Here is a 13,144-nt window from a genome sequence, read left to right as displayed (position 1 = left end):
TCCTTTAAAACTTAATTTTATTTATATCTTCTTGTGCTTGTTTAAAATCTTCATGCTTCCCTACATCTAACCAATATCCAGCTAATGGATAAGATATTACTTTCCTCTTCTCTTCTATTAAGCGTTCCATTAAATCTGTTGCATTGAAAAACTCTTCTTTTGGTATAAAATCTAATACTTCTTTTTTCATTAAATATATACCTCCATTAGAATAGTAAGTATAAGTTGGTTTTTCTTTAAAACTTTTTATTACACCATCTTCATTTTCTAAAACAGCATATGGTATGTTTACTTGATATGGAATAGATACTACTGAAAAATCTGCATCTTTTTTTATAAAATCGAGATAAAAATGTTCGTAATCTAGATTTGTTAAAATATCTGAGTTTGTTAATAAGATATAATCATGTTTAAAATCTTGTATTTTAGAAACGGCACCTATTGTTCCCATAGGTTTATCTTCCCATATGTAGTTAATATCTAGATTTTTCTCTTCTCCATTTCCAAAAAACTCTTCAATTTGTTCACCTAAGTACTTTACAGAAAACCAATAATCATCTATACCGTACAAGGCTAATCTATCTACATTATGTTCCATTATAGGCTTTTCACCTACCTTTAATAATGGTTTTGGTGTGTTATCTGTTAAAGGCATTAGTCTACTTCCTCTACCTCCAGCCATTATTATGGCATCCACTGGTAAATAAGATCTTAATAAACGAAAATTAATTACATTCACAACCTCATTATTTCTATCTATCACTGGAAGTATCCTATAATTATTCTCTCTATATTCTATAATTTTATTTATATCATATTCTCCTTTTTTAATATACTTTGGATTCTCTTGAATAATTTTTGTTACCGTATCATTAATAGTTACTCCTTTCAGTAATCCTCTTCGAACATCTCCATCTGTTAAAGAGCCTTTCAATTTATTTTCTTCGTCGATAATGAAAAGTATAGCATCTTTACCTAAAAGATTTAATTTAGACAAAGCTTCTTTAATTATACTTGAATGTGGTAATAAATGTTCTTTGAAATTTCTCATATTCTTTTTAATATTCTAACAATATTTTGTGCTATATTTTCTTTATAATATATATTACTTCCGCTGTACTCCCTCTTTTTTATACAAGTATCAACTGATTTAATTATTTCACTTGCGTTAAATTTAGAGTTGATAATATTTTCACTCTGAGCTCTACCTTTTTGTCTATCACCAACATTTACTACAAATTTCTTAAATGATGCCGCCTCAATAATACCACTTGAAGTATTACCTAGCATAAATTCTGAGTGATACATAGCAGAAAAATAATTCTCTTTACCAAAGTTTTCAACAAGAAAAATAGTTTTACTTCTATTTTCTTTAGCATTAAGCAATTCCTTTCTGTATAATGATCCCATTGTATCAGCATTAGGCATAGTAATAACTAGGTTGATTTTTTTAGATATTTCTTCTAATGCTTTTCTCATTTCTACTGCATACTCTTTATTTCTATCAAAAGCATTAGTCTCAGGATGAAACGTTATTAAACAATATGGTTTGTCTTCTATATTAAATTTACCCAATAAATCTTCCCTTCTAATTGGAGAAAACTCTTCTATTCCTGAAAGACTTAAAGCTCCTACATTATATACATTTTCATCCGACTCTGTCAACTCAATAACTTTATTCTTATATTCTTTAGTAGATGTAAAATGATTAACAGAAGCTAATGAGATCTGATGCCTATATATATTATCTGTTGCTCCTAAAGTCGTTTCACCACCATGAATATGGTTAAACTTAATTCCAAAAGGTATACCTGCTTGTACAGCTGCAGCCATTTCATATCTATCTCCTAGGCAAAATACCGAATCATATGTATTAAGATTCCAAAAATCCGCAAATTTAAGTACAGTCATTCCATATGATGTTGCTATGGAATTCTCGTCATCATTAACAACTAATGAAGTTATCTCATGAATTTTATTTTGGTATTTATTCTTAATATTTTGTATTGTATACCCATGATATTTTGACAAATGGGTACCAAAAGCTATTATTTCTATTTCCAATCCTTCATCGAGAATTAATTCATCAATTAAAGGTTGATAAATTCCAAAATCTGCTCTAGAACTTGTTAATATTCCTATTCTCATATTAAATCACTCCATTTCAATTTATGAAACTTATTTAAATCTCCACTAACTCTTCTTCCTATAACTTGATTCCATTGCATTGTTGAAATACCATCACCAGGTCTAAGTGGTTGTAAATCTTCTTCTTTAATTATTTGCCCTTCTTTTAATTCATTCTTTAAATGAATACTTTTTCTAGCAATTTTCTTATTCTTTTTTTCACTTTCGCTTGGTTCTTTAATTCCATTTCCTGAAACTGCTTCTTCAATATTTCTAATAGCATAAACCATATCTTTTAATTCTTGAGGTTCTAATGAAGCTCTATGATCTGGCCCAGGTAAATTTCTATCTAAAGTAAAATGTTTTTCTATTACAGTTGCTCCTAGAGCTACTGCAGCAATAGGCACTTCAATTCCTAATGTATGATCAGAATATCCTACTTTAACACCAAAAGCTTTTTCTATAGTTTTCATTGCTTTTAGGTTAACATCCTTCATTGGGGTTGGATATTCAGTGTTACAGTGTAATATTGTTATTTCAGATCGTGATAAACCATTTTCAATAAGAATTTTAATGGCTTGCTCTATTTCTGATAAATTACACATTCCTGTGGAAACAATTACTGGCTTCCTTTTTTGTGCAATGGATTTTATGTATGGATAATTTGTTATTTCCCCGCTAGGTATTTTATACAACCTAAAATCTAAACTTTCTAAATAATCAATTCCATCAACATCAAAAGCTGTAGAAAAAAACTCAATCCCTTTCTCTTTACAATAACTTATTAACTCCAAATGATCTTCATGACTTAATTCTAGCTTTTTAAGCATTTCATATTGACTATCACTTTCTTCTTTTGTGTTCTTTATTTGATAATCAGCTTTTTTAGCAGTTTTACTGACTATAACATCTGCTTTAAATGTTTGGAATTTCACTAAATCTACTTTAGCTTCAACAGCAACATCAATTAGTTGTTTTGCTGTAGTAATACTTCCATTATGATTAACACCTGCCTCAGCTATTATTAGAGTTTTTTTCATCATTTAATAAATTTACCTGCACTAATTATGCTGTTTTTTTCCACTACTATTCCATTAGATATGGTAGCATTGCTCCCTACAAACGTTCCATATTCAACCTTAGAATCTCCATTAACAACAGCACATGTAGAAATATGACAAAAATTTTCTACTTCAACTCCATGTTCAATATTTACTTTGGTATTTATTATGCAATGGTCCCCTACTTTGGCTCCAGCATTAATTATCACATCATGCATAATAACTGTTCCTTTACCTATCGTTGAATATCTAGAAATGTGAGCTCTAGGTGAAACAACAGTAGCTAACTTTGCTCTAGCTTTTATTAACTTTTGAGATATTTTTTCTCTTACTGAATATGATTTTATCTGGCCAATTGTGATTAAAAAACTAACTCTTTCTTTTACTAAATCTGTAATTAAATCATCAGTTCCTAAAACAGGATATCCCAATACCTCTTTTGTTTCTTTATCAGAGTCAAGAATTCCTTTGATATTATATTTATTTTCATTTTCAATAACATCTATTACTGACATACAGTGCCCACCTCCTCCGATTAAAACAATATCTGGTTTTCTCATTTTTCTCTAACACTACTTGGTATATTAACGACTCTATCTTCTAACCACTCAGAATTAGCTAAATCTCCTTTAATGTTATTTTTAAACATTGGGAGTTTATTCATTAACTGCCATATGGGTCTTGTCATGACACCAGCATCATTACTTTCTTCTAAGAAAGAATCTCTTTCTTTTTTATCATTAAAAATAATAGCATTTAACCAAAAATTACATTTTTCTTCATCTCTCTCATCGAAAAACTCAATTGAATTTTCTTTAAAAAAGACTGAATATTCTTTTGCTAATTGCCTCTTGTTTTCTAGAAAAAAATCTAATCTCTCTAATTGGGCTAACCCTAAAGCTGCATTAATATTAGGCATTCTATAATTATAACCTATATTATCATGAACATATTCCCATTTATGAGGAATTTTTGACTGGGTTGATAGATGTTTTGCCTTAGCAGCTAAAGCATCATCATCCGTTAAAATTATTCCACCTCCGCCAGTAGTCATTATTTTATTCCCATTAAAAGAAATTGCAGAAACTTTTCCGAAGGTACCTAAATGTTTACCTTTATAAACACTTCCCATACCTTCTGCTGCATCTTCAACTAATTCAATATTGTATTCATTACAAATACTTAGTATTTCTTCTATTCTACAAGCATGTCCAAAAGTATGCATTGGCATACATGCTTTTATTCTATTGTTAGTGATTTTATTATAACATACTCCGTCTCGCAACTCCGCATTCTCAAGTAAGAATTTTTTTAATGCTACAGGGGACATTCCCATTGTATCTCTATCTACATCTACAAATACAGGAGTAGCATTCGCATAAGTTATAGCATTGGTAGTAGCAATGAATGTAAGAGGCTGTGTAATTACCTCATCTTCAGACTCAACACCGACTAGCAATAATGCAAGATGCAGCGCATTTGTACCATTTACACATACAATAGCGTGCTTAGCTTTTGTATATTCTGCTACTTTGTCTTCAAATGAGTTAACAAATTTCCCTACACTTGAAACGAAAGTGGAATCAATACATTCATTTAAATATTTCTTCTCGTTTCCATTTAAGCATGGAATATGTAATGGAATAAATTCATCGTTCCCAGCATTAAATAATTTCCTGATTAATGCTAATATAGTATTCGTTTGGTTCATTTTTTTACATCTTAGAGTCTAAATACACTCCTATCTCTTTGTGCCCAAAATTTGGAATCATTTTATGAAATAATGAAACAATTTCTTCTTTGTCCCATGATTTTTTTTCACGCAAATTGCTAATAACATTTAGAAAATAAGCTAGTTTTTCTTCATCAAACATAGGATCATTTTTCACAACACCTAAATTGTGATGTTTTTCTAAATCTAACGTTTCTTTTTCAGTAAAAAACTCTTCAAAACTCTTTTCTCCGGTTGTATTACTTTCACCAAACAAACAAGGCCATTTCCCATCTTTAATTAGGGAATTTATAGAAGATCTCGCTTCGTCTTCACTCTCTACCAGATGAGGTTCTAATCCTTTTTCTTTTAAGAATTTTTTTGCTATTTCAGAAAACGTAATTAAATGCAGACCCTGATCTAGCTTAGGAAAATATATATCTCTATTCTCTCCAAAAATACATGACATTAAACATAATTCTCCAGACTCTTGAGGAACTACAAAATACCTTTTGATATCAGAAGGTGCTGCAATTGGTTGCTTTTTTTTTATTCGTTGTTCAAAACCATGTAATAATGAGCCATCAGAAAATGCAACATTTGCAAATCTAGCAGTAGATATATTTATCTGTTTACTCCTTTCCATAAGAAACATTTCCATTATACGTTTAGATCCCCCCATCATATTAACAGGATTTGCTGCTTTATCAGTAGAAACGCAAAAATACTTCTTTGCATTCATTTTTATGGATTGATCTATCGTTTTAATTGTGTTTAGGATATTTACCTTTATCATCCTCATTAGAGTATATGGGTCTTTCTCACTTCTTACATGCTTTAATGCGGATAAATTTAAGACATAATCGTACCCTTCTCCCTTATTTATAAAAGCATCATATTCAATCGAACCAATATCCAGGGCATACGTTTTAAAATCTCCATCTATGTAACCAAATGAACTTCTAATATCCCTAACTAACTCAACTAGGTTGTTTTCACTTATATCAACAACATGAAGTTTTTTGGGGTTTCTCTTAAAAATTTCTTTTGTAACTGCTTGTCCAATAGTCCCTGCCCCTCCTAAAACTAAAAAAGTAGAACTAGTAACTCTATTTAATAGTTCTAGTTTGTTTGCTAAAATATCTTTTTCAAAAAGAAGTTTATCTCTATTTATTAAACTTAAATAATCCATTTACTAATTTTTCCCTATTCTGTAATATTCAATTCCTTGTTGTTCTAAATCATAGGCAATATATTGATTCCTACCATCAAAAAGAATTGGTTGATTTAATTGTTTTTTTATTTCTTCGAAATCTGGTGATCTGAACTCTTTCCATTCTGTCAATAAAACTAAAGCATCTGAATTTTTGAGAACATCATATTTTCTTTCAAAATATTCAATACTATTGTTATTTTTCAAATAAAATGTTTTAGCCTCATCTATAGCTTTAGGATCATAAGCTTTTACTTTCGCTCCTCTTTTTACTAATTCATTTATAACATACAACGATGGAGCTTCTCTCATATCATCTGTCCCCGGTTTAAACGAAAGCCCCCAAACACCAAAAGTTTTACCTTCTAGATTTTCTCCAAAACGTTTGACTATTTTTTCTGCAATAACATATTTTTGCCTATTATTAACATCTTCCACAGATGCTATTAATTGAGCTTTATAATCATGTTCTTCAGCTATTTTTTTTAAAGCTTTTACATCTTTAGGGAAACAAGACCCTCCATACCCACAGCCTGGATATATAAAACTATAACCTATTCGGGAATCTGAACCTATACCAATCCTTACATTTTCTACATCTGCACCAACTCGCTCACAAATATTTGCTATTTCATTCATAAATGAAATTTTTGTTGCTAACATTGCATTAGCTGCATATTTTGTCATTTCAGCAGATCTTACATCCATAGTTATCAAACGTTCACGAGATCTAAAAAAAGGGTTGTAAAGTTGTTTCATTTTCACAAAAGCATGCTGAGATTCTGCCCCAACAATAACCCTATCTGGTTTCATAAAGTCATTTATTGCATCCCCTTCTTTTAAAAATTCTGGATTTGACACTACATCAAATTTTATACTTACACCTCTTTTATTTAATTCATCAATAATTGTATTTTTAACCTTATCTGCTGTTCCAACTGGTACTGTTGATTTATTAACAATTATTAATGATCTATTCATCTTTTGCCCAATCTCTTTAGCAACAGAAAGTACAAACTGTAAGTCTGCTGAACCATCTTCTCCCATAGGTGTCCCTACAGCAATAAAAATTATCTCTGCATTATCTATTATGTTATTAATTGATGTATCGAAAGAAAGTGTTCTATTTTCTATATTTTTAAGAACCATTTTTTCTAAGCCAGGTTCAAAAATCGGAATAATACCTTTATGAAGTTTTTCTATTTTAGCTTGGTCGATATCGATACAGGTAACATTATTACCCATTTCAGAAAAACAAGTACCTGAAACTAACCCAACATAACCTGTTCCTATTACAGCTATATTCATTAATTATCTGTCCTTTGATTTTAAACTTTCCTTTTCATGAACTTCTTTCCTTAGTCCACTGCTTGAAAAACGATGCTCTCTTTTATTGAAGTATAATTTTATTCCTTTTTTTTCACAATAATCTCTCCCTGTGAACATCTTATTGGCATATTCATCTCCTATAATACGTATATTGATATGAAATGATCTTAAAATATCTTCCAAATCTTGTTCTGTTGCATAGGGTACAATTTCATCGACATATTTACAGCCTTTCAATTGAATGTAACGTTCAACTACAGATTGAACAGGTTTATTTTTTTCTGGTCTATCTAAAGTTGGATCAGTCTGAAGACCGCATATCAAGTAATCACATTGACGTTTGGCTTCTTCCAACATTTTGATATGACCCGCATGAAGTAAATCAAATGCACTAAATGTTATACCAACTTTCATATTTCTATTTCTTTCAAGAGACAAATATATTAACTATATTAATATACCAAAGTTTTTTCAAATTTAATTAATATTAATTTTATTGATATAATAATCTAAATCAGAGTTTTCAAAATTTCTAATTTTTATAACCAATAAACCAATTCACAAACTCTAAAACCCCTTTTTTTACTGTTGTACTAGGTTTATAATTATAATCCTTCATTAACTTATCGACATTTGCCCATGTTTTTTTCACATCACCTAATTGCATTGGCAATAAATGTTTCTCTACTTTTCTATTAAAATTCAGCTCTAACTCCCCAATAAAATCAGTTAACTTAACTGTTTTATTGTTACCTATGTTGTAAACTTCGTATTTTTTTCTGCGTCTAATAGGATTTTCAATAACTTTTACTATGCCTTTAACAATATCATCGATGTAGGTAAAATCTCTCTCCATATCACCATGATTAAACACTTTTATATGCTCATTTTTATTGATTGCTTCCGCAAACAACATTGGTGCCATATCAGGCCTACCCCATGGACCATAAACAGTAAAAAATCTTAAAGCTGTAGTTGTCAAATTATAAAGATTACTGTAAGAGTGTGCCATCAACTCATTACTTTTTTTAGTTGCAGCGTACAAACTTACAGGAGAATCAACTTGATCTTCTTCTGAAAAAGGAATTTTAGAGTTCATTCCATATACACTAGAACTACTAGCATAAACTAAATGATCTATCTTGTTACATCTACAACATTCTAAAATATTTAAAAATCCTACTATATTACTATCTATATAAGCTCTAGGATTTTGTATACTGTAACGAACTCCAGCTTGGGCTGCCAAGTTACAAACTACATTAAAATTATTTTCTTTAAATAACACTTCTAACTTATTTCCATCTTCTAAATTCATTCTAACAAAAGATAGAGATGGAAAAATTTCACTGTAACAAGCATGATGAAATTTTGAAGATGAGCCTTCTAGTATTCCTAATTCTTTTAGTCTATCATATTTAAGATTAACATCATAATAGTCATTTATATTATCGATACCTACCACAGTGTGTCCTAACTCCAGTAGACTCTTAGTCAAATGAAACCCTATAAAACCTGCAGCTCCTGTTACTAAAATTTTCATTTAAAACTATAATGTTTTATCTTTATTTATTAGCGCATTTTTGACATCATAAACGACAGCATTATCCGCTTTTAACATCTCAAGGTTTAGATTATTAAACTCTTTATGAGCGACAGTTAGAACTAGTGCACTATACTTTTCTTTTGGTACTTTTGTTGTTGAGCTTAAATTATATTCTTTTAAAACCTCATCTTCATTTGCCCATGGATCAAAAATATCTACACTAACGCCATACTCTTTTAGCGCATTAACCACATCCACGACTCTTGTATTTCTTACATCTGGACAATTTTCTTTAAATGTGATACCTAGAATCAAAACTTTTGCGTCTTTAATTCTAAGATCGTTGCCTATCATTAATTTAATAACTTCTGAAGCCACATACTCCCCCATACTGTCATTTAATCTTCTTCCTGCTAAAATAATCTCAGGATGGTAACCATACTCTTGAGCTTTTTGTGCTAAATAATATGGATCTACACCTATACAATGCCCTCCGACTAGACCTGGTTTAAAAGGCAAGAAATTCCATTTTGTTCCAGCAGCTTCCAAAACATCATGAGTATTAATATCCATTAGATTGAAAATTTTTGCCAACTCATTAACAAAAGCAATATTTATATCTCTTTGAGAATTCTCTATTACTTTTGCTGCTTCCGCTACTTTAATTGTTGGAGCCAAATGTGTTCCAGCTGTGATAACTGACTTATATAGTTCATCAACAATCTTGCCTACTTGTGGCGTAGAACCTGATGTTACTTTTAAAATTTTATCTACTGTGTGTAACTTATCGCCTGGATTTATTCTTTCTGGCGAATACCCAACAAAGAAGTCTTGATTGAATTTCATACCAGAAACCACCTCTAAAACTGGCACACAATCTTCCTCTGTGGCTCCAGGGTAAACTGTAGATTCATAAATTACTATATCCTCCTTCTTTAAAACTCCACCTACTGTTTCACTAGCTTTTATTAATGGCGTTAAAACTGGACGATTATTTTTATCTGTTGGTGTGGGTACTGTCACTATAAAAATGGTACAGTCTTTTAAATCATTTACATCTGAAGAACAGTACAACCCTTTTGAACCAGTATTCTTATCAACTATTACAGAATTCAACACTTCATCATCAACCTCTAGAGTTGAATCTACTCCCGATTTTAATTCCGATATTCTGCTTTTATTAATATCAAAACCAACAACTGAATATTTTGTAGCGAATAACCTAGCTAAAGGTAATCCTACATATCCTAATCCTATGACTCCTATTTTCGGCTCGCTCATTGTTTTATAAATTTTCCCAATACCAAGTTACTGCTTCCTTTAATCCTGATTCTAAAGAAAATTCTGGATTATAATTCAACAACTCTTTAGCTTTATTAATATCAGCTAATGAATGTGGTATATCTCCTTGTCGATTGGGACCGTGTTCTGGTTCTATCAAATTAATTTTTTCATCAAACTTAGATAAATACTCTTTTAAATATTTCACTAAATCAATTAAAGTATTTCTTTCTCCATAAGCAACATTATAAACTGTATTAATGGCTTCTTTACTTTTCGTTGCTAAACAAAGAAGATTAGCTTGAACAACATTATCAATATATGTAAAATCTCTTGAATAAGTACCATCTCCATTGATAACTGGAGATTTATTATCCATCAATAATTTAACGAATTTTGGAATCACAGCTGCATAAGCTCCGTTAGGATCCTGCCTTCTTCCGAAAACATTAAAATAACGTAAACCGATAGTTTCTACTCCGTAAGTTTTAGAAAAAACATCAGCATATAATTCATTTACATATTTTGTAATCGCATAAGGAGACAATGGTTTTCCTATCTTATCTTCAACTTTTGGTAAAGCTTCTGAATCTCCATAGGTAGAAGAGCTTGCGGCATAAACAAATCTTTTTACTCCTGCATCTCTAGAGGCAACTAACATATTTAGAAAACCTCCTACATTAACATCATTAGAGGTTATTGGATCTTTGATCGATCTTGGTACTGAACCTAGAGCAGCTTGATGTAAAACAAACTCTCCATTTTCTACGGCCTTTTTACAATCTTCTAGATTTCGAATATCTCCTTCTATTAATTTAAATTTTGGATGATTTAATAAGTGAATTATATTCTCTCTTTTTCCTGTTGCAAAATTATCAAAACAAACTACTTCATTGTCCATTTCAATAAGCTTGTCACATAGATTCGAACCTATAAAACCAGCTCCGCCTGTTACTACTATTTTTTTTCCTTGTAAAATCATATCTGAGTTTATACTCAAAAAATTATATTCTAATTATTTTTATAAATAAGGATGTTTTATTCCGTTATTTACAACTTTTGCATTTCTTATGTTATACACCGTCTCAATAGAAGATCTTGCATCTTTCAATGAAAAACCATTTCCTAACAATACCTCTTCGTAAGTTTTAGTATGTAAATCTGTAAAACCTTTACTAAATTCAATTTCTTCCCCTCCAACAGTTATCGATCTGAACGTTCTTTGTCCTTTAACTTTAACCTCTTCTGGCAGAGAATTTTCATCTATAGACAAAAACCATCGAACTCTAGCATTTTCAAGCTCTAAATATCCGCTTGCTTTATCTAAATCTCTTAAATAAACTTCACTTTCTTGAACATTTCCAAAAATCCATGTCAGCATATCAAAAAAATGTATTCCTATATTGGTTACTATTCCTCCCGATTTGCTTTCGTCTCCTTTCCAAGAAATATCATACCATTTGCCTCGAGAAGTGATATACGTTAAATCAATTTCGTGTTTTGTTTTATTTTTCTGTGATTCTACTTTTTTCTTCAAAGCTATAACACTTGGATGTAATCGTAATTGTAGAATAGCATGAATTCTATTTTGACTTTCTTCTTCAATAGCTTCAAGCGCATCTAAGTTCCAAGGATTTAACACTAAAGGTTTTTCGCACAAAGCATCCGCTCCTCTTCTTAAAGCCATTCTTATGTGAGAGTCATGAAGATAGTTGGGTGTACAAACACTTACATAATCCAATTGAATACCTTCTTGTCTCTTAAGTTTTTCTATGTGACGATCAAACCTTTCAAATTCGACAAAAAAACTAGAATCGGGAAAATAACTATCTAAAATACCCACACTATCATTTTTATCTAACGATGCTAGTAAATTATTTCCTGTTTCTTTTATTGCCATTAAGTGCCTTGGAGCTATATATCCTGCCACTCCTAAAATTGCAAAATTTTTCATCTGAATTTTACTTTACTCTTTTAACTTCATTTTGCTGTATCTGATATACTTGCTTACTTTCATCACAAATAGCAAAACCATCTTGATCAAATACTAATCTATGCCCATATTCGCTTACCCATCCAATGTGTTTTGAAGGATTACCCACAACTAAAGAATAAGGTAAAACATTTTTTGTAACTACTGCTCCGGCTCCAATTAAAGCATACTCACCTATCATATTCCCACAAATTACTGTTGCATTGGCGCCAATAGTAGCTCCTTTTTTAACTATAGTTTGCTTAAATTCAGTCTTTCTGTTAATTGCACTCCTAGGATTAATCACATTTGTAAAAACCATTGATGGACCTAAAAAGACATCATCTTCACAAACTACTCCAGTGTAAACAGAAACATTATTCTGTACTTTTACATTATTTCCCAAAACTACGTTTGGCGAGACCACTACATTCTGACCTAAATTACATTCTTCTCCTATTTGTGAATTAGGCATAATATGTGAAAAATGCCAGATTTTAGTTCCGTTACCAATCTTGGCTCCTTGATCGATTATAGCAGTATGATGCGCAAAATAATTCAACATAAAAGATGTCTTTTAAACATATTTATTTCGATTAACAAACCTACAAAAAGCATATTTAATATTAGTGAAGAAAACAAAAAACCTCAATCTGTATAGACTGAGGTTTTGTTTGTGGGCGAAGAGGGATTCGAACCCCCGACCCCTTGGGTGTAAACCAAGTGCTCTGAACCAACTGAGCTATTCGCCCTAATAACTTTTAGGTTTTGTGGGCGCGAAGGGATTCGAACCCCTGACCCCTTGGGTGTAAACCAAGTGCTCTGAACCAACTGAGCTACGCGCCCTAAATCGTTATTGCGGGTGCAAATATAACACTGTTTTTTATAATAGCAATACTTTTTT

General features: G+C 30.9%; 13 protein-coding genes and 2 tRNA genes. All 15 read right to left on the bottom strand.

Going from position 1 to position 13,144, the window contains the following annotated elements; genetic code table 11:
• Positions 1–4: 4 nt before the first annotated feature.
• The 15 genes from AQ1685_RS05585 to AQ1685_RS05515 all read right to left on the bottom strand — a co-directional run bounded on the left by AQ1685_RS05585 (position 5) and on the right by AQ1685_RS05515 (position 13,086).
• Entirely contained in the window at positions 5–1,051 is a 1,047-nt protein-coding gene (locus AQ1685_RS05585; protein WP_095070183.1) for a nucleotidyltransferase family protein, read from the bottom strand.
• A complete protein-coding gene (gene neuC / locus AQ1685_RS05580; RefSeq protein WP_095070181.1) occupies positions 1,048–2,148 on the bottom strand; it encodes a UDP-N-acetylglucosamine 2-epimerase in 1,101 nt (366 codons plus the stop codon). The genes AQ1685_RS05585 and neuC overlap by 4 nt, the downstream gene beginning before the upstream one ends.
• Positions 2,145–3,167, bottom strand: coding sequence for an N-acetylneuraminate synthase (neuB, locus tag AQ1685_RS05575; RefSeq protein WP_095075009.1), 1,023 nt, complete (start codon positions 3,165–3,167; stop codon positions 2,145–2,147). Before neuB ends, neuC begins: the two co-directional genes overlap by 4 nt.
• Entirely contained in the window at positions 3,167–3,748 is a 582-nt protein-coding gene (locus AQ1685_RS05570; RefSeq protein WP_095070179.1) for a NeuD/PglB/VioB family sugar acetyltransferase, read from the bottom strand. Before AQ1685_RS05570 ends, neuB begins: the two co-directional genes overlap by 1 nt.
• Positions 3,745–4,899 carry a LegC family aminotransferase gene (locus AQ1685_RS05565; RefSeq protein ID WP_095070177.1) on the bottom strand — a complete coding sequence of 385 codons (1,155 nt, stop codon included), beginning with the start codon at positions 4,897–4,899 and terminating at the stop codon, positions 3,745–3,747. Before AQ1685_RS05565 ends, AQ1685_RS05570 begins: the two co-directional genes overlap by 4 nt.
• Before the next feature lie 4 nt (positions 4,900–4,903).
• Complete coding sequence (locus tag AQ1685_RS05560) at positions 4,904–6,091, bottom strand: UDP-N-acetylglucosamine 4,6-dehydratase (protein WP_095070175.1); 1,188 nt, start codon at positions 6,089–6,091, stop codon at positions 4,904–4,906.
• A gap of 3 nt (positions 6,092–6,094) precedes the next feature.
• Positions 6,095–7,420 carry a UDP-glucose dehydrogenase family protein gene (locus AQ1685_RS05555; RefSeq protein WP_095070173.1) on the bottom strand — a complete coding sequence of 442 codons (1,326 nt, stop codon included), beginning with the start codon at positions 7,418–7,420 and terminating at the stop codon, positions 6,095–6,097.
• A 3-nt stretch (positions 7,421–7,423) separates the two neighbouring features.
• Complete coding sequence (locus tag AQ1685_RS05550) at positions 7,424–7,855, bottom strand: adenylyltransferase/cytidyltransferase family protein (protein WP_095070171.1); 432 nt, start codon at positions 7,853–7,855, stop codon at positions 7,424–7,426.
• 118 nt (positions 7,856–7,973) lie between these two features.
• Positions 7,974–8,984, bottom strand: coding sequence for an NAD-dependent epimerase/dehydratase family protein (locus AQ1685_RS05545; protein WP_095070169.1), 1,011 nt, complete (start codon positions 8,982–8,984; stop codon positions 7,974–7,976).
• 6 nt (positions 8,985–8,990) lie between these two features.
• Positions 8,991–10,268 (bottom strand): nucleotide sugar dehydrogenase, encoded by a 1,278-nt coding sequence (locus AQ1685_RS05540; protein ID WP_095070167.1) that lies wholly within the window; start codon positions 10,266–10,268, stop codon positions 8,991–8,993.
• A gap of 4 nt (positions 10,269–10,272) precedes the next feature.
• Positions 10,273–11,250, bottom strand: coding sequence for an SDR family oxidoreductase (locus AQ1685_RS05535; RefSeq protein WP_095070165.1), 978 nt, complete (start codon positions 11,248–11,250; stop codon positions 10,273–10,275).
• A gap of 39 nt (positions 11,251–11,289) precedes the next feature.
• Positions 11,290–12,222: a Gfo/Idh/MocA family oxidoreductase gene (locus AQ1685_RS05530; protein ID WP_095070163.1), complete on the bottom strand. Its 933-nt coding sequence runs from the start codon at positions 12,220–12,222 to the stop codon at positions 11,290–11,292.
• 7 nt (positions 12,223–12,229) lie between these two features.
• On the bottom strand, positions 12,230–12,805 hold the full coding sequence (locus AQ1685_RS05525; RefSeq protein WP_095070161.1) for an acyltransferase: 576 nt from the start codon (positions 12,803–12,805) through the stop codon (positions 12,230–12,232).
• A 112-nt stretch (positions 12,806–12,917) separates the two neighbouring features.
• Positions 12,918–12,992: transfer RNA gene (locus AQ1685_RS05520), tRNA-Val, on the bottom strand.
• A gap of 19 nt (positions 12,993–13,011) precedes the next feature.
• Positions 13,012–13,086 (bottom strand) — tRNA-Val (locus AQ1685_RS05515).
• Positions 13,087–13,144: the final 58 nt, after the last annotated feature.

The sequence above is a fragment of the Tenacibaculum jejuense genome, assembly GCF_900198195.1.
GTDB lineage: Bacteria > Bacteroidota > Bacteroidia > Flavobacteriales > Flavobacteriaceae > Polaribacter > Polaribacter jejuensis.
The sequence above is the reverse complement of the archived record's forward strand: the minus strand, read 5'-3'. Positions and strand labels throughout refer to the sequence as shown.